The organism is Paenibacillus mellifer (assembly GCF_023195895.1).
In the GTDB taxonomy this organism is placed as follows: domain Bacteria; phylum Bacillota; class Bacilli; order Paenibacillales; family Paenibacillaceae; genus Fontibacillus; species Fontibacillus mellifer.
In genome coordinates this window covers 1-17426 of sequence record NZ_JALPRK010000024.1, presented here as the reverse complement: position 1 = coordinate 17426, position 17426 = coordinate 1, and the positions used below count along the sequence as shown (strand labels likewise).

Here is a 17426-nt window from a genome sequence, read left to right as displayed (position 1 = left end):
TTCCCTAAACTCCTTTGCTCTCCAACTCGGCCAACGCGGCCGCGAACTCCTCGCGGGTGATACGAAATACCGATAACCGCTTGTACAATTGTTTCCCGTTGCAATACCCGATGCCCAGCAGCTCACCCAGCGCTTTCCGTCGCGCGGCAGCTTGCGGGTGAACGATCAGCCCCGCACTCATCAAGTCTTCCATGTCGATGGCGGCCTCTACTCCCGGCGCTTCACTGCGGACTCGGGACAACGCCGTGCGGATCGCCTCCGGTGAGGCGTTCTCCACGCCGATGTCGCCGCGCTTCGTAGCCTCGGCCTCGGGCAAGAAGGCATGCTTGCAGCCCGGCACGCGCGCCGCCACGATTTTGCGGATCCGTTCCCCGGCATGGTCCGGATCGGTAAAGATGATGACGCCTCGGCGCTCCTGGGCCAAAGCGATTTTCTTGAGCGTCATTTCCCCGATGGCCGAACCGCCGGTCTCAATCGTATCCGCCTCCACGGCGCGTTTGATGGCCACGGTGTCATCCCGTCCCTCCACCACGATGACCTCTTTGATCATGGTATCTATTCTTCCCTTCGTGCTCTAGCTTATCTTTTTTGTTATTAATGATGTTCAAAAAGTCGAGTTTTCAGCACCGAAGCTTAAGCTTCCGATGTGCGTTTTTTCAAAACGCTTTAGGTTGGATGAAGCTAGGGCATGAGTAGCGCAGCGTAGAGGAGCCTACGTGAGCAAAGGAAGGCCCGGCTGAATTCAAGATTCGATGTCGAATCTGCTTCGTGGCCTACTTCGTGATCAAAAGTCGACTTTTTGAACTACCTCTCAAGAATAACAAAAAAGAAGAGGATGTTATCCTCTTCTAATCCACTGTCTTATTCATCATCCTAATACTATCGCATTCCCTCTGTGTTGTAAAACAGAGAGCGGCGAGAGTTAATTCAATTCCGGCTTCGTCGGGCCGATGACGTATACAGTACGCCCCTTCTTGCGGCCGAAGTTCTTCGCATCCTTTAGGGAGTCGTAATAAACGTCCATCTTATTCCCATCAATGGCCCCGCCGGTATCCTCCGCCTTACGGAAGCCGATCCCCTCGATGTATACCCACCAACCGAGTGGAACGACGTCCTTATCAACCGCGATCGTTCTGCCTTCGGTCACGCGGGTACCGGAGGCCGTCCGGGTGCCAATCCCGTCTTCTTCCGCCGAGTAGGCGGTCAACGTGACGTTTTTAAGTATCTTTTTATATTCAAAAGAGACGCCGCCTTTCGTCGTCAACCCGCTGATGTTCACCGCATTTGCACTGCGGTTGATGCTGGCCGACAGAACGGCGGTTGGCTTCTTCGTGCCGACAGCAACAACCTTCGGCTGGGCCTTCTTGGAGACCTCTTTGCCGAGCCAGCGCTTCGTCACGAACTTTCCATCCTCGTAGGTTTTCTCAATGTTGTGAATGACCAGACCGGAGCTGCCTTGCTGAACAACCTTCGTCGTGCCTTTCAGCAAATTGGCGTCCGACGTTTTGACCACGCCGAAAGGCACGGTCTCCTTCGTCTGCACCGTTTGTTTGCTCACCCGAACAACCTTCACGTTCAGGTTCGCGGTAACTTTGTTGTCCAATGCCGGGGTGACCTTGTCGTCTTGGTCCAAAGCAACGCCGAGCTCAGACAATACGCCTTCCACTTTCTTTTGTGTCGTAAAATGGACTTTGCTCATGCCGTCCACGGACACATTGACCGGCATTGCGCGTACAATGACAATGCGGTCGCCGTTCTTCAGCGTGCTGTCCAGCGGAAGCGATACGGAATCCTTCGCGCTGAGTTTGATCGCTTGCTCCTCCAACAAATGGGCTACGCTGGATTTGCTCGTCTCCACCGATTGGACGTTGCCGTCCACGATCAGGGACACTTCTTTATGTGCCTGGCCAAACAGCCAGATTAGGATGATGATGATTACCGCGATGGTCAGAACGCCGACGAGCGCAATCTGACGTAAATTCTCATGCTTCCATCGCATTGCGTAAGACATGCTGGATGAGCGTGATTCATGGGTCTCCTCTTTGCGGAAAATGCCCATTTCTTCCGTCCTCCTTCATAGTCCCGCCGTCTAGGTCGATGCATGATAACGATTGACGCGACTACAGTTACTTTTTACAAAACGCGCAGCGGTTAAGTTCAAATTCAGTCAAAAAGTCAGGTTTTCAGCACCGAGAAGGTTGGATGAAGCTAGGGACTGAGTAGCGCAGCGTAGTTTAGGCTACGTGAGCAACGGAAGGCCCGGCTGAATTCAAGATTCGATGTCGAATCAACTTCTTGACCTGCTTCGTGATCAAAAGATGACTTTTTGACCACCTTAACGCGTTTTGCATCCTGATCCAGTCTCTCTTGCCTATAGTCACCTCCTGTTTACCAACAGTATGATGACCCTATTACTTTTATTCAAAACAAAAGAAGCCTAAAGAAAGAGTTAGAGGAACTCCTTCGTGGCTTCTTGAATGTCTTGGTGTAATAGCTGCACGAGTGACCTCTCTTATACGCTTACGAGGTTAGCTGTCGGGTTAGGACGAAAGAGAGCCGCCCTTTCTCAGTTCATTCGCTCATGGCGCAATGACCTCGAATTCACCCCAAAGACCCTGGAAAGAAATCAAATACCGACGCGAGAGGCTTGCCGCCAACCGCTGCCTGTATCGGTTCCCCCGTTCTCCGGTGAAGGAGATTCAGCGAGACTGGTTCATGGAACCAATGTACCGTTCAATTTGTCCATCCAGAACGAACCAAATCGATACTGAAAAAATTCTATCCTGTTTCGATGCATGTTGTAAAGGACGAATCAACCACGTTTTTTTTAAAAAATGGTTAAAAAAATGTAATGATCTCGGTTTTAATGGTTAAAAAGCATTAATCTTTTCGAAATCCTCTTTTTTTCAGCCGATTTACTCTCAAATCCTCGAGATTCCAAATCGTTCCATTGCATTTCGGGTCGTAATTTCGGCGATTTCCTCAAAAGTGACCCCTTTGAGCTCGGCTGCCATCTCCGCAACCAGGCGAACATGAGCAGACTCGTTTCGCTTGCCACGATATGGGTGTGGTGTTAAATAAGGGGAATCCGTTTCAATCAACAATCGATCCATTGGCGTCTTGGTCAACACTTCTTTGGGCTGCTTTGCATTTTTAAACGTTATGGGTCCGCCAAACGACAAATGAAATCCCAAATCCAGACACATTTTGGCAATTTCCCAACTACCCGAGAACGAGTGCATGACACCGCCAACCTCGTTTGCTTTCTCCTCGCGGAGAATGCGTACCACATCCTCATGGGCATCGCGGTTATGGATAGAAATCGGCATCCCTAGACTGCGAGCTAGTCCAATTTGTTTGCGGAATACATCATGCTGTACTTCTTTTGGAGAGGTGTCCCAATAATAATCCAGTCCGATTTCGCCAATCGCCACGACTTTGTCATGACTACATAATTCAGCGATCCAGTCCAAATCGCCTTCCTGCATCGTAATGGCGTCCTGCGGATGCCATCCAACGGCCGCATAAATGAAGTCATACGACTCCGCCAGCTTCATGGTTGACGGGATCGTTTCCCGGTTAAATCCGATGTTGATCATTCGCGTGACCCCATGCTCTACGGCGCGCGCAATCACTTCTTCGCGATCGTCGTCAAATTGGGGAGCGTCCAAATGCGTATGCGTATCAAATAACATCTCGAATCGTCATCCTCCTAGTTCTGTTGCTCGAATATGCGGGCTACCTTCCGGGGCAACCGATCCATTACCGCACTCAATTTATTATCGGGATAGTACAAATGCGTCTTACCTCGATGTAATCCGCTGATCGACCGCACGATATCCGAAACTTCGGAAATTTCCCTCACCCGGTCCTGACGATCCAACAATAAGATTTGTTTCTGGCGGATCCCCTCGTCCGGACGGAACACATCATACGGCAGATCGGTCGGAAAATCAATTTCCATGTCATATTCGGGATGCAGCCCAACGCGTGTGAAGGCCTCCCGAATCTCCTCCAGCATTTCCAGCTCCGGTGTGTCCAATTCTACATATTTATACAATTTGCGATTCAAAAAACGGGAGCACAAATCGCTTAATAACTCATCTGACTCCCTCGTCCACTGCATAAAAGCAGTTTGCATCAACGCTTCGTCCAGTTGTAAATAATCGGCGACCCCGATGTTACCTTGGAATAAATCCGGAAGCGGATGCGGCAAGAAGTTAAAGGAATGCCCGTTCCGGTACAATTCCTTGGCACGGCGCAGAATTTGCCGGAGTATAATCTCCGAGCTCCGCGTTACCGGGTGAAAATAAATCTGCCAATACATCTGATACCGCGACATCAAATAGTCTTCCACCGCGTGCATGCCGGATTCCTTAACAACAACCCGCCCTTGATAGGGACGTAACATCCGCAGAATCCGGTCCATATCAATCGTACCGTAGTTGACACCGGTAAAATACGCATCCCGCAGCAAGTAATCCATTCGATCGGCATCGAGCGGGCTCGAAACCAAATTGACCACAATCGGATTCTCGTAATCCTTGCGGATCACCGCAGCCACTTTCTCCGGAAAATCAGCGGATACCTCGCGCATGACCGCACCAACCTCGGTATCCCCCAGCAGAATTTTGCAGGTCCAATCCTCGTGATGCATCTGAAACGCTTCTTCTATAGAATGCGAGAACGGCCCGTGTCCCAAATCGTGCAGCAACGCCGCGCACAAAGCCACCAATTTATCCCCTTGGGGCCAATCGGCGTACCCGCTTCGTTCAAACTGCGAAATAATTCGACGCGTAATCTCATAAACGCCAAGTGAATGTGAGAATCGGCTGTGCTCGGCGCCATGGAACGTCAAATAAGACGTGCCGAGCTGACGGATCCGACGAAGGCGCTGGAACTCCGGCGTATTAATGAGCGACCAGATCACTTCGTCCTGTACATGAATATAATTATGTACGGGATCTTTGAACACTTTCTCTTCGCGAAGCCGACGATGCATGGGTCAACACTCCTTTTTACGTAAATTCATGACTAAAAGCTGAATTCTGACTGATGACGACGGGTTATGTCGAAACTTGTCGATTACTGTCAAATTAACGATTTCCAAAATGTCGAATCATAGAATAAGATAAACTTTCTAGGCTTTGTAACGGTTTTCGGAGTTATGCATCTCATTAATTTAGAAATAATATTGAACTATACCATAAATAGGTTGACTAATCTGGCAATGGTTGGTATTATAAAAAGCATAAAAGATAGAATCATGTCGAATAATGACAATTCCAATTTATAGCGAGAGGGGCAATCATCAATATGATGAAATCCACAGGTATCGTAAGAAAAGTAGACGAATTGGGTCGTGTCGTAATCCCGATCGAATTGCGCCGCACTCTAGGGATCGGAGAAAAGGACGCACTCGAAATTTATGTAGACGGTGAACGGATCATGCTCAAGAAATATGAGCCGGCTTGCATCTTCTGCGGGAATGCTGAGAACGTAACTTACTTCAAAGGCAAAATTGTTTGTCACGAATGCATTACTGAGCTTCCTACCCCTGTGACAAATTAAGAATTATAGTATATAATAGATTTACTGAAACTGTTAATTCTAACCTTTTTCATATCTCCTTGGCGCCTTCCTAGGCTTGAACCCAGCCTAGCGAAGGCCCTTTTTTTTGCAAGGGTATGGTTAATCTTGTATATTCTCGGAGAGAAGTGGAGATTTAGATCAATTGGTTATAGATATCCCGTTTCGCAACGCCGCGATCTGCAGCTGTTTTCTTCATCGCCTCCTTTCGCGTCATCTCTCCTTCTGTTTCGTAATGGCGAACATGTTCCTCCACCGTAAGCGACTGCCACCAGGCGTCACGTTTCTCCTTCACTTGGTCGGGATGAGCTCCTTCAACGACGAGGCAATATTCGCCAAGCGGCGGATGCTCCTGCAGCCAAGCCAGACAATCCTGAACTTTGCCCCGGGCCATTTCCTCATATCGCTTGGTCAATTCCCTCGCCAACACGATCCGCCGATCTCCCCATACCTCAAGCAGGGACTCCACCGTTTTGATTAGCCGATGGGGTGATTCGTACATCAGCATCGTTTCTTCCCGATCCTCCAGCGACTTTAGCAATTGTTCCCGTTCCTTGTGGTCTCTCGGCAAGAAGCCGAGAAACGTAAACCGTTCGGTCGGTAGACCGGATACGATGAGCGCTGATAATGCGGCGTTGGCCCCCGGCACCGGTATGACTGAAATTCCCGCCGCCAGCGCCAGCTTCACCAAATCGCTCCCGGGGTCAGAAATGGCCGGTAGACCCGCATCGCTGACGAGCGCCAAATTTTTTCCTTCTATTATAAAGCGTATCAGTTCCGGGCCACTAGCAACCTTATTATGCTCATGATAGCTTAGTAATTTCCCCGGGGAGATGTCGAAATGAGTTAACAGCTTTCGCGTTTGCCGGGTATCCTCAGCGGCGATGATGTCCGCCTCTTGCAGGGTACGGACCGCACGGTAGGTCATATCCTCCAAATTGCCGATCGGTGTGCCTACCAGGAACAACTTACCGCTGACCGCATCGGCCGCTCCGCCCGGCGAGGTTTCAAAACTCTTCTGTACTTGAATATTCATACTCTACCCTCTTTTGGCCCGTAATAGATATTCATGATTTCTTCGCAGTATTCCCCGTTTTCATTATAAACGATCAACGGCGGCAGCACCCGCAGGTCCGGCTTTCCGTCCCGCAACGCTTCAATCAGCACCATATTGGCTTCCGACCCGGCCCTTGGATGCACGAAACGGATCACCTTCGGTTCTAAGCGATACTGGCGAAGCACGGTTATGATTTCGCCTAAGCGCTGGGGTTTGTGGACCATCGATACCTTACCTCCGGGCCGTATCAGCCGCATCGCAGCAGCCGCCACTTCCTCCAAGCTGCAGTGGATCTCGTGCCGGGCAATCGCCTGATGCGCATTGAGCTTCACCTCGCCCGTCGTCACCGGCATATACGGCGGATTCACCGTGATCGCATCGTAAACGCCGTGCCCCGTCACCTTCACCAGCTCGCGCAAATCTCCTTCACGAATTTGGATCCGTTGGGACAATCCGTTCATTTCCACACTGCGACGGGCCATGTCGGCAAGCCGCGGTTGAATCTCAATCCCTTCGATCTCCGCTTCCGTCCGGGTGGAGAGCAGCAGGGGGATGACCCCGTTGCCAGTGCACAAATCGAGGATTTTGCCATACTTCGGCACCGGGGCAAACCGGGCTAACAATACGGCATCCATCGAGAAGCTAAACACTTCATCGCTTTGAATGATATGTAACTCCTGCGTCAGCAAGTCGTCTACACGTTCCTGCTCATAAATCGGTACTTGGTTCATGAAATCCGATACCCATCCTTTTTCAGCCTAAATTTAAAAAAAACCGCAGGGACGCCCCCACGGTTCATTATTTATTCAAAAACGACAAGCAGAACAGGCAGTCGCCTTCCGTGCGCAGATGCCCATAATAAACATTGCAAATATGAAAGCCTTCGTGGTATAGACGTGCCAAGTTGTCGTAGCCTTCGCCCACGACATCCATCGCTTCCTTGCCGGTCAGAACCGGAATATCGGCTCTCTCCGCCACAGGTAAGGACAACGGCCCCTCTGCGCTTTCTCGCTTTAATATTTTGCGCAGCTGTTCATTTTCGAGGCGAAGCCGCTGGTTCTCTTCCACCAGCTTCTTGACCTCCAACTTGAGGCTGCCCAAATCGCCGTGAACTTTTCCCATTTGCGTTTCCAACGCCTGCATACTTGTAAATATGTCCTTGTTCTCCAAGTTCCCACCCCAGAGTCATCTCTAGAATCTATCGTTGAAAAAAACTTCTTACTTCAGGACGACATCGTCCAATGGAAGCTCCTTCACTTTCCCGATTTCAAACAGCTGTACATGCACGGTACGGGTACCGGCGTTGAGTCCGACGACCTTGCCGTCTCCCAGCGAAGTGACGACGATTTTACCTACGGATGGAAGCTCTTCTTTGGTGCTTTCGTAGTTATCATGCTCAAACTTCAGGCAACACATTAAACGACCGCATAATCCGGAGATTTTGGTTGGATTCAGCGACAAGCTCTGATCCTTGGCCATCTTGATCGATACGGGCTCAAAATCGCCCAACCAAGAAGAACAGCAGAGTACCCGTCCACAAGGACCGATACCGCCAAGCATCTTGGCTTCGTCCCGCACACCGATCTGTCTTAGCTCGATCCGGGTTCGGAAGATGCTGGCCAAATCCTTAACCAATTCACGAAAATCCACGCGGCCTTCCGCCGTGAAATAAAAAATGATTTTATTGCGGTCAAAAGTAAATTCGACGTCGACCAGCTTCATTTTCAAATCATGATCTTTGATTTTATTTAAACATGTGGCAAAAGCATTCTTTGCCGCAAATTTGTTCTCTTCGACAACACGGGCGTCGGTATCATCGGCGATCCGAATGACCTTCTTCAGCGGAAGGACGACATCGGATTCTCCGACCTTTTTCTTGCCGACCACCACTTTCCCATATTCGATCCCCCGCGCGGTTTCGACAATCACGCTCTGGTCCTTCTCCACGGGGAGCTCCAACGGATCGAAATAATAGATTTTGCCCGCTTTCTTAAAGCGGACACCCACTACTGTATACAAAAACTAACCCCCTCATATAGCTCTAAAAACTGGTGAACCGCTTTCCCATCGAAACGCGCGTTCAGAAGAAACTACTAGAAATCCCTGCTCTTTCAGGGGAGAAAGTTTCATGCGAAAGTACATCTTGTCTGTCTTATCCCTTACGGCTAGGCTATCACTGTCCATCCACGGCGATCAGAAATTGCTCTACGCAGAGGCTGGCATTCATATGCTGCCGCAGCTTCTTCTTGCTCTCCGCGGCCAGCGCCATGGCATCAATCCATTGTTCGGCGCTGCGGCTGGCGGCATGCTGATTGATAAACGAAAGCTCATCTATGAAAACGATTTGATCATGTTTATGATAGAGCGCATGGATCATATCTTTGAACCACAAATGGAAAAGGCTGAACAACATGTCCAAATGATCGGTCAAGCCGGATTTGAACAAAGTTTGCTGCGCTGTGATTAAAGAAGAACCGCCACGGCCTGCGATTTCCTTCCCTAATTGTAACACTACGTTTCTAATTTCTGCAAACCAATTCTGTTGGATTAAATCACGACACGGGCCCAGTCCTGCCGCGAGGTGAACGGCACTTCGAGCCAAGATTGACGGAAATCCCTCGTTCGCCAATATTTGGAGCATCGTTTCCGGATCCACCGCTGAGAAAGGGACCCATTGCGCCCGGGACTGAATCGTCGGGAGTAAGGCTCGTCCATTGTCCGACAGTAAGATCGCTACGGCCGGGGATGGGGGCTCTTCTAGAAACTTCAGCAGGCTGTTCGCCGCTTGTACCGTCATTTTTTCAGACTCGTCAATAATGTAAGCTTTGGGATTTCCGCTCTCCGATCGATAAGAGAAAATCCGTTGCAAATCACGGATTTGTTCAATTTTGATCGATGCCCCGTCAGGCTTTATTGTAAACAAGTCGGGATGATTGCCGTGCAGTACCTTACGGCACTCTAGACATTCCCCGCAAGCCTCGTCGCCACCCCGGGTGCAAAACAACGCCTGGACGAAGGCCATGGCCACTTCCATTTGCCCGCTTCCAGGCGGTCCGCTAAATATATAGGCATGGGATATTTCTTGGCGTCTCAGGCTGCTCTGCAGCAGCTGTTTGGCCGTATCCTGCCCGATGATCTCTTGAAATGACATTGCGTTTGCCCTCGTCCTTTCGAAGCTAGAAACACAGATTGATCAGCATACCGCGGATTTCACCGATTTTTTGCAGGAGATCGATTTTGCCCTGCTCCGTCTCCAGCAGTTCATCTGCCATCGCGAGTAACGCGGCATCTACTTCGTCCAGCAGCTTGTAGCGTTTCCCGCGGCCCCGACGATCCCATCCTTTGGACTCTTTGATGGTAACGCCCCGCCGTACCGTCTCCTCCAAGAACCGCTTGACCATCATCCGGTAAGCCTTCAGCTCCCGAACGGTCATGGACCGGGCAAGCCGGTCCCCTTGCATTTGAATTTCCTTAAATCTCCGGTTCAGTTCCTCTTGGGTCGCTTGCTGGCCATGCTGCTGCATCACATCGGAGAAGCTTTTGGATTGCACCGACTTGGCAGGGCTGTCACTAACCCCCAAGCCGCTTTTGAGCGGCCGGTATCCCGGATCAATTTTCAAAGCGTTCACCGCCTGTCGGTTGAGATATAGTTCAATATAGATCAATTAACTCGTAAAGATGATGAAGATTAAGAAGTCGGCTTTTCAGCACCGAGAAGGTTGGATGAAACTAGGGACTGAGTAGCGCAGCGTAGGCAGACCTACGTGAGCAACTCAAATGTTTCCGTAGGAAACATACTTCGAAAGCATATGCTTAGGCCCGTGAGTAGCGCAGCGTAGATAAATCTACGTGAGCAACGGAAGGCCCGGTTGAATTCAAGATTCGACGCCGAATGTGCATCCTCGATTTTCTTCGTGATGGGAAGCTTACTTTTTTGATATCCTATCAGAAGTGTTCGAAACGGTCTACTGGGAGGACAAACACCGTCGCCCCACCCACCTGCACTTCCACGGGCAGCGGCAAATACGAATCGGTTGTACCGCTCATCGGCGTAACTGGGGTAACGAGCTGCTCCCGCACTTTACAACTGGTACGGATAACGTTCAAGACGGCATCTACCTGATGGTCGTCAACGCCAATCATAAACGTCGTGTTCCCCGCCCGAAGAAACCCTCCGGTACTCGCCAGCTTAGTGGCCCGATAGTTTTCCTTCACGAGCGCGCTGGATAGCCGGTTGCTGTCTTTATCTTGGATAATCGCAACAATCAGTTTCATATGCAGTACCTCCTTGTTTTATAAAAAAATGTACCATACTAACCTATTTGACGGCTAGGCCATGAATTCCTTTATTGCCGCGGAAAGATACCCTCGGATCTCTGCAGCGACCTCTTCCTTGCTGCGCGAAGCATCGATCGTCTTGATGCGCTCAGGGTACATCCCGCCTATGATCCGATACCCTTCCCGGACCCTCTCGTGAAATTGTAGACTTTCCATGTCCAAACGATTCACTTCGCGCCCTTCGCCAGCGGCGATGCGAGCCAAACCCGCTTCCGGCTCAATATCGAGATAGAAGGTGAGATCCGGAAACCGCCCCTTGGTGGCAAAAAGATTAATCTCCAGCACCTCATCAATGCCAAGCCCACGCGCGTAGCCCTGGTAGGCCAGACTGCTATCCAGGAATCGGTCGCAGAGAACGGTAATTCCGCGATCCAGGGAGGGCTCCACCTTCTCAGCCAAATGCTGACGCCGGGATGCGGCGTACAACAGCGCCTCCGTTCGCGCATCCATTGCCGTATGCTGCGGATTGAGGATGACCTCACGGATCTTCTCAGCGATCTCAATACCTCCGGGTTCCCGAGTAGATATAAACGGCACGCCATGTTCCTCTAACGCCAGTTCCAATTCCCGCATCACCGTCGTTTTACCGGAGCCATCTCCCCCTTCGAGCGTAATAAATAATCCTTTGGCATGATGGTTCATCTAGTTCGTTCCCTGCTTTCTTCTAAAAAAATCATGTACAAGTATATGCTTGGCTTTATCTTTTCTTGACTTGAATCGTCCGCAGCCGCGGGTCGGCCAGCCCCTGGCATTTAGCTCCGGAATCCCGCAGTGTCAACAGCTGCTGCCTAACCGCCTCGGTTATCGTCTCTCCGGGGTAGAGTAGCGGGATACCGGGAGGATACGGAATAATCATTTCCGCCGCTTGCCGACCGAGACTGTCCTGGATAGAAATGACCTCAATCTCCGCCGGATTCAGCGGTGTAAGGCCAAACGGTACAGGCTCGGACACCACCGATAAACGGTCCTCATCAGCCGCAATGTTCCACGTGGAAAGTTCATCGGCCGGTACCGGATAAGGGCTGCGTCCTACCGCATTTCCTAGTTGGCCGGCTTCGTCAGCGATTCGTACCAGCGCCTGCAGTAACCGTTCGGCATCCTCCATCGATGTCCCCGGACCTAGCGCCAGAACGACATAGCGGTCATCGCTCATCTCCGGCACGCAGCCTTCGGCTTCGAGCCGTTCGTGCAGTTCATACCCGGTGAGGGCTGCGGATGCATCGAAAATAACAAGTTTCAAAGGATCTTGGATAGTATATGCAGCTGCCCCTCCGCTGGCGCCCGGCGGTGCAACGACGCCGAAGCGCGGCAGCTTGGCCAGGCCGCGCCGCAGATGCGCGGCCGCGGCGAGCCCGCCCTCGAAGAAGGCGGGGCCCTGCGTCCCCAGCAGGCTTCGGCTCAGATCGAGCGAAGCCATGATGGGGTAGGACGGGCTGGAGCTCTGCAGCATCGCCAGCCGCTGGCGCAGCAGCGCGCGATCGAGCAGCCCGCCCTGGACGTGCAGCATCGCGCCCATCGTGAGCGCGGCCAGCATCTTATGCGTCGACTGCACGACGCCATCGGCCCCCGCGGCCAGCGCGCTCTCCGGCAGCGCCGGGTGCTGGCCGAAGTGGGCGCCGTGCGCCTCGTCGACGAGCAGCGGCACGCCGTGCGCGTGGCACAACTCGGCCAGCGGCCGCAGCGGCGAGCCCATCCCGTAGTAGCTCGGGTGCGTGAGCAGCAGCCCCTTGGCGCCGGGATACCGGCGCAGGGCTTCCCGCACCGCGGCTCCGCTCGGGATGGTCGCCAGCCCGCTGCCGGCATCCTGCTGCGGCGCCAAAAAGACCGCGTGCGCGCCCGCCAGCATCAATCCGTGAATCACGGATTTGTGCACGTTCCGCTGCACGAGCAGCACATCTCCTGGCGTGGTGCACACGCTCAGGATCAATGCCAGGTTCCCGGCCGTGCTGCCGCCAACCAGAAAAAATGTCTCCTCCGCCCCAAACTGGGCGGCGGCCAACTCTTGCGCCTCACGGATGACGCCCTCCGGATGATGAAGATCATCCGTCCCGGTGATTTCCGTTACGTCGATTTCCATCACTCGCGCCAGATCATGGATCGCACGCTCGTCGCCACATAGCGCTTGTCCGTTTTTATGACCCGGCACATGGAACGAAGCGTCCTTTTTCTCCCGGTATCGCCTTAAGGCCTCATATAATGGGGCAACATGATTTGATTCTTCTTCCATTCTATACTTAACCCTTCCAACTCGAGGTTTATCGATATTACAACCTTTGCTCCATTTTACCGCTTTACTACCCGGTAGAGCAATATAAAAGGACCCGCTCCCAAAATTGAACTGGTCCTTTTAATCGGCGGTGTTATGCATTTTTTTGCACCCAGATCTGCTTCATTTGATGAATGAAGAAGTGGTATTTCTCCTCCTGCACGTCGGTGTGCACCATCTCTGACTCGCAAGCGTCGCAAATAAATTCCGATACGATATGAATGCCTTCGGTTTTTGGCTCCCCGCAAATGATGCAAGTTCTGACGCCAAGCTCATCCATGCCCGATCCCACCTTGTCTGTTTTTACTATCAGTATGACACAGATTCTACTATTTTAAACCTTTTCATAGTCCGTTTCCTACTTTATCTTATGCCGCAAGCCAGAACGCGGTGTTTGTACGCGCGTCTTAATTATTCTTTGTTTTATCCGATATATTAAGAAGAGCTTGCCCGCTATTTGCGGGAACTGATGCGAAGGAGGATCGAACGCTTGAAGTCCGCCGAACCCGAAACTCATGCGACGTTTTATCATTATACGCTGCTCAAAAAGAAGGTTTTGCCAAAATCGCTTAATCACAGCTTAGTTATACTCCCCGTCATATGGCTGGCTGCCGAGACGGTTTTTATATCCTGGATCAGCCTCTTTTTCTTCCTGCTGGCCATACCGGTTATCTTGTGGATCCAATACGTGATTTCTCGCTCCGTATTGATGATCGTTAGTCATTCCTATCGAAAACGCTGGAGATTTTCCCGTCAGATGCCATGGATCGGTTATATGCCCGATCAATACATCGCGTACTCCGTGTATCGACGGGTCCACCTACATTCGGCCTGGATTGGTTGCTGCATTATCGGCATCCTCATCCCTTGGTCGCCGGTTTCTTTTGTCCTCTCATTATTCTTCTGGCACCTTTGGCTGATGATTCCGCGGTTTATCGTACTGTCCACCCTGCGGGGACAACGCAAAGACGGAATGATCAAAATCACCGGTCTAGAAATTGCCTACTACATGCAGTAACTTCATTTCATAGCCATAGACGCAACAAAAAAGCCTGCTCCCTGCAACAATTGCAGAGTACAGGCTTTTTGCTTGTTATCGCGTTTTGTACCGGCTTGTCCAGTAACGGGCGTTTGCCTTATTATCCGAAGTCCTGGAATTAAGGACTGCTTTCCAACCCTTGAATGACGGTTTTCTCTTCCTTTTTGGGGACTAGGACGGTAAAAGAGTTGTCGTGAAGCGTTAACTGCACAATTTGCTTCCCTTTCTCGAACACTCGGGTTGTGCCGGTGCTCTCCTCTTTCTTCTCCTTCCATCCCCATTCCTCGATCACCTTCTGATAGGCTTCGGGAATTTCGCTACTCTCTTTAAGTCCGGTTAACTTATAATGCACATAGTCCATCTTAGAGTTATTAAGAGCCGTTTCCGTTTGATTGGCCTCTTTGGGGACGGGAAAATTCTTCTCAACCGTTGATCCCACAAAATCCGTCCACGATGGCTCGGAAGATGCACAGCCTGCGATGAATACCATCATCATCAAGACTCCCCACATGAAGCATAAGGATATTCTTATCCTTCTTCGCTGCATGATCCATTCCTCCTTACCCTGCCTATATACTGAAAAAGCTTCCTTGTTGTCATTCTGATATAGATTCCGGATAGGCTAAATGCCCTAGATGCTAACATACCATTCTCATTATAACGGGTGAAGTATCCATGTCGGTAACAAAATGGTTACATTCCATTTGGTAGAAACTGAAAATAACTCAGCGCTTTTCAGAAAACCAAAGAATTGTTGTCAGTTTTAAGTCACCTTATATAACATTGCTTCGATCTAATATGAGAATTTGTTAATGAAAGCAATCAAGAGAAAACTCCCATATCTCCTCAATAACGTAGTATGTATGCGTTTTTTCAGAGTAACTCGACCTTTGTCACTATATCTAACATGAAACTATGATAGTTCACATAAACTTCAATCATTTTACTGGGGAGAGGGGATTGCTTATGAACCAAAATCGACTACGTTGGAAAAAAGGAAGCCGATACTTGTTGGCTTATGTACTCATCTCCGGGCTATGGATCGGACTGATTCCACAAGCCCAAGCGGCTTCAGGTGCATTGTCCGCTATCTCAGTTGAACCATCGCTTGTCACCGGCGAACAGTTCCGCCACTCGATGGAACAAGCCGCGGCCGAGGCAGGAAGCTCCCTTACGATACCGGAGGTCTCTGGTCATCGCATGCTCCGCAGCCAGGTTGCTGTTTTCCTTCAGGAATGGCTGGGGTTAGGGAACACAGCCGAATCCTTCCGTGACGTTCCGGATCAAGCAACTTATGCAGGGGCCGTAGGAGCGGTCGTCAAGGCGGGTCTGATGAAAGGCTACTCCGATACCTCATTCCTACCTGCCGAACCACTCACGGCAAATGATCTTAATCGACTTCATGAACGTGTACTTGATTATTTAAAACCCTTTGTCCTCCCCGAAGCCACGATTACCGAAATTCAACTGGCGATGGAGCAAGGCAAGCTGACTTCGAAACAGCTGGTACAGATGTATCTCGATCGCATCTCCAAATACGATGATCAGGGGATCTCCCTGCAGGCTGTATTAACGATCAATCCCGAGGCGCTCAAAATCGCGGACGCGCTAGATCAAGAACGGGCTGCTAAAGGTCCACGTGGACCTTTACACGGGATTCCGATCTTAGTTAAGGACAACTTCGATACCTCAGATATGCCTACCACTGCCGGTTGCCTTTGTCTGAAGGACTCTATACCCGATCAGGATGCCGATCAAATTGCCAAGCTCAAAGAAGCCGGAGCGATCATTCTAGGCAAAACCAACCTCCATGAGTTTGCCTTCGGTATTACGACTTCCAGCTCGTTAGGGGGGCAAACGAAAAATCCTTATGCCCTTGACCGTTATCCGGGTGGATCCAGCGGCGGTACTGGAGCGGCGATTGCCGCTAACTTAGCAGTCGCCGGATTGGGTACGGACACCGGGGGGTCCATCCGTATTCCATCAAGCTTCAACAGTCTCGTAGGGATCCGTCCAACGATCGGCTTATCCAGTCGGGATGGTATCATCCCTCTAGCCCTGACCCAGGACGTCGGTGGTCCGATCGCCCGAACGGTCGAAGATGCTGCGATTCTGCTCGACGCTACGGCCGGTTATGACCCGGATGATGTTGCTACTGCCTACAGCGTTGGCCGTATTCCGGAAAGCTATACCCGTTACCTTGACGCAAATGGACTAAAAGGCGCACGTATCGGGGTAGCCACAGAACTATTCCTGGAAGGGAATAATCAAGAAAAAGCCGTCTCCAGCGTTGTATCTAATGCCGTCCATGAACTTAGTTCACTTGGTGCGACAGTTGTTAATATCAAGATCCCCCATTTAGCAGAGATCAATAAGTACCCAAGCTTAAGCGGCTACGAGTTCAAATTTCAACTGAACGACTACCTAGAAGAACTAGGGGATGACGCCCCTTATCACAGCCTGGCCGAAATCATCGCCTCAGGCAACTATGATAAAGCTCAAGAACAATCCATGAAAGCCCGCGATGCTCGTGAATCCTTGGATACACAGGAATACAAGGATATCGTATTGAAGCGCACCAGCTTAACCCGAGAGTCCCTCCTGAAGGTCATGGCGGATTACAACCTCGATGCCATCGTCTATCCGACAAGCACCCAACCTCCGGCGTTAATTGGTGAAAGCCAATCCTCCGGAGGCAACAATCGACTGAGTCCATTCTCTGGATTCCCGGCCATTACGGTGCCTGCTGGATTTACGGCTGACGGCCTCCCCGTTGGGATCGAATTTCTGGGCCGCGCCTTCGACGAAGGAACATTAATCAAATTCGCATATAGTTTCGAACAAGGCACTCATCATCGCCATGCTCCTAGGTTAACGCCATAATATATCTATGAACTAGAGCACTGCCGGTATAACGGTAGTGCTCTAGTTATTCTTTACGTACACTGGGGTTTATTAGGATAGTTGCAGCTATATTGTTATTTCGCATGTTATCGGTCAACCAGGCTCAATAGTTGCTGAAAAGCAGTTAAATTTACTCATTCGGTCCAAATTCACTCGAAACGTTGAAACTAACTGCATTTATGCAACTAATCCTTCAACACCGGCCCATCTTCCTGAAATAACTGTATTCCCCT

At 50.7% G+C, this 17426-nt stretch carries 18 protein-coding genes and 1 riboswitch; of the genes, 3 read left to right on the top strand and 15 right to left on the bottom strand.

What is annotated here, in order from left to right; genetic code table 11:
- Positions 1–4: 4 nt before the first annotated feature.
- The 4 genes from rnmV to M0651_RS19845 all read right to left on the bottom strand — a co-directional run bounded on the left by rnmV (position 5) and on the right by M0651_RS19845 (position 5002).
- Positions 5–550, bottom strand: coding sequence for a ribonuclease M5 (rnmV, locus tag M0651_RS19860; RefSeq protein ID WP_248553471.1), 546 nt, complete (start codon positions 548–550; stop codon positions 5–7).
- A 372-nt stretch (positions 551–922) separates the two neighbouring features.
- Positions 923–2059 carry a resuscitation-promoting factor gene (locus M0651_RS19855; protein ID WP_248553470.1) on the bottom strand — a complete coding sequence of 379 codons (1137 nt, stop codon included), beginning with the start codon at positions 2057–2059 and terminating at the stop codon, positions 923–925.
- Positions 2060–2502: 443 nt separating this feature from the next.
- A riboswitch (cyclic di-AMP (ydaO/yuaA leader) is annotated at positions 2503–2715 on the bottom strand.
- A gap of 206 nt (positions 2716–2921) precedes the next feature.
- Positions 2922–3695 (bottom strand): TatD family hydrolase, encoded by a 774-nt coding sequence (locus M0651_RS19850; RefSeq protein WP_248553469.1) that lies wholly within the window; start codon positions 3693–3695, stop codon positions 2922–2924.
- Between the two features lie 17 nt (positions 3696–3712).
- Entirely contained in the window at positions 3713–5002 is a 1290-nt protein-coding gene (locus M0651_RS19845; RefSeq protein ID WP_248553468.1) for an HD domain-containing protein, read from the bottom strand.
- A gap of 314 nt (positions 5003–5316) precedes the next feature.
- Here M0651_RS19845 and M0651_RS19840 point away from each other — a divergent pair, with 314 nt between their 5' ends.
- A complete protein-coding gene (locus M0651_RS19840) occupies positions 5317–5571 on the top strand; it encodes an AbrB/MazE/SpoVT family DNA-binding domain-containing protein (protein WP_009226360.1) in 255 nt (84 codons plus the stop codon).
- A 154-nt stretch (positions 5572–5725) separates the two neighbouring features.
- Here the strand turns inward: M0651_RS19840 and rsmI are convergent, their stop codons facing one another.
- From rsmI to M0651_RS19790, 10 genes are all read right to left on the bottom strand, one after another.
- Positions 5726–6625 (bottom strand): 16S rRNA (cytidine(1402)-2'-O)-methyltransferase, encoded by a 900-nt coding sequence (gene rsmI, locus M0651_RS19835; RefSeq protein WP_248553467.1) that lies wholly within the window; start codon positions 6623–6625, stop codon positions 5726–5728.
- Positions 6622–7377, bottom strand: a complete 756-nt coding sequence (locus M0651_RS19830) for a tRNA1(Val) (adenine(37)-N6)-methyltransferase (RefSeq protein WP_248553466.1) — start codon at positions 7375–7377, stop codon at positions 6622–6624. Before M0651_RS19830 ends, rsmI begins: the two co-directional genes overlap by 4 nt.
- Before the next feature lie 67 nt (positions 7378–7444).
- Positions 7445–7816 carry a DNA replication initiation control protein YabA gene (yabA, locus tag M0651_RS19825; RefSeq protein ID WP_248553465.1) on the bottom strand — a complete coding sequence of 124 codons (372 nt, stop codon included), beginning with the start codon at positions 7814–7816 and terminating at the stop codon, positions 7445–7447.
- A gap of 48 nt (positions 7817–7864) precedes the next feature.
- On the bottom strand, positions 7865–8665 hold the full coding sequence (locus M0651_RS19820) for a PSP1 domain-containing protein (RefSeq protein ID WP_248553464.1): 801 nt from the start codon (positions 8663–8665) through the stop codon (positions 7865–7867).
- Between the two features lie 154 nt (positions 8666–8819).
- Positions 8820–9797: a DNA polymerase III subunit delta' gene (gene holB, locus M0651_RS19815; RefSeq protein WP_248553463.1), complete on the bottom strand. Its 978-nt coding sequence runs from the start codon at positions 9795–9797 to the stop codon at positions 8820–8822.
- Between the two features lie 25 nt (positions 9798–9822).
- Positions 9823–10266 carry a YaaR family protein gene (locus M0651_RS19810; RefSeq protein ID WP_248553462.1) on the bottom strand — a complete coding sequence of 148 codons (444 nt, stop codon included), beginning with the start codon at positions 10264–10266 and terminating at the stop codon, positions 9823–9825.
- A gap of 325 nt (positions 10267–10591) precedes the next feature.
- On the bottom strand, positions 10592–10921 hold the full coding sequence (gene darA / locus M0651_RS19805; RefSeq protein ID WP_059040419.1) for a cyclic di-AMP receptor DarA: 330 nt from the start codon (positions 10919–10921) through the stop codon (positions 10592–10594).
- A gap of 54 nt (positions 10922–10975) precedes the next feature.
- The gene (tmk, locus tag M0651_RS19800; RefSeq protein WP_248553461.1) at positions 10976–11626 is read right to left on the bottom strand and encodes a dTMP kinase; all 651 of its coding nucleotides are present in this window, start codon (positions 11624–11626) and stop codon (positions 10976–10978) included.
- Between the two features lie 55 nt (positions 11627–11681).
- Positions 11682–13211, bottom strand: a complete 1530-nt coding sequence (locus M0651_RS19795; protein WP_248553460.1) for an aminotransferase class I/II-fold pyridoxal phosphate-dependent enzyme — start codon at positions 13209–13211, stop codon at positions 11682–11684.
- Between the two features lie 133 nt (positions 13212–13344).
- The gene (locus tag M0651_RS19790) at positions 13345–13530 is read right to left on the bottom strand and encodes a sigma factor G inhibitor Gin (protein WP_155608050.1); all 186 of its coding nucleotides are present in this window, start codon (positions 13528–13530) and stop codon (positions 13345–13347) included.
- Positions 13531–13740: 210 nt separating this feature from the next.
- Between M0651_RS19790 and M0651_RS19785 the strand changes: the two genes are divergently transcribed.
- Positions 13741–14268, top strand: coding sequence for a hypothetical protein (locus tag M0651_RS19785; RefSeq protein WP_248553459.1), 528 nt, complete (start codon positions 13741–13743; stop codon positions 14266–14268).
- Between the two features lie 139 nt (positions 14269–14407).
- Here the strand turns inward: M0651_RS19785 and M0651_RS19780 are convergent, their stop codons facing one another.
- Positions 14408–14836: a hypothetical protein gene (locus M0651_RS19780; RefSeq protein WP_248553458.1), complete on the bottom strand. Its 429-nt coding sequence runs from the start codon at positions 14834–14836 to the stop codon at positions 14408–14410.
- A gap of 419 nt (positions 14837–15255) precedes the next feature.
- On the opposite strand from M0651_RS19780, the gene M0651_RS19775 reads away from it, so the two are divergent.
- Positions 15256–17172, top strand: coding sequence for an amidase family protein (locus M0651_RS19775; protein ID WP_248553457.1), 1917 nt, complete (start codon positions 15256–15258; stop codon positions 17170–17172).
- Positions 17173–17426: the final 254 nt, after the last annotated feature.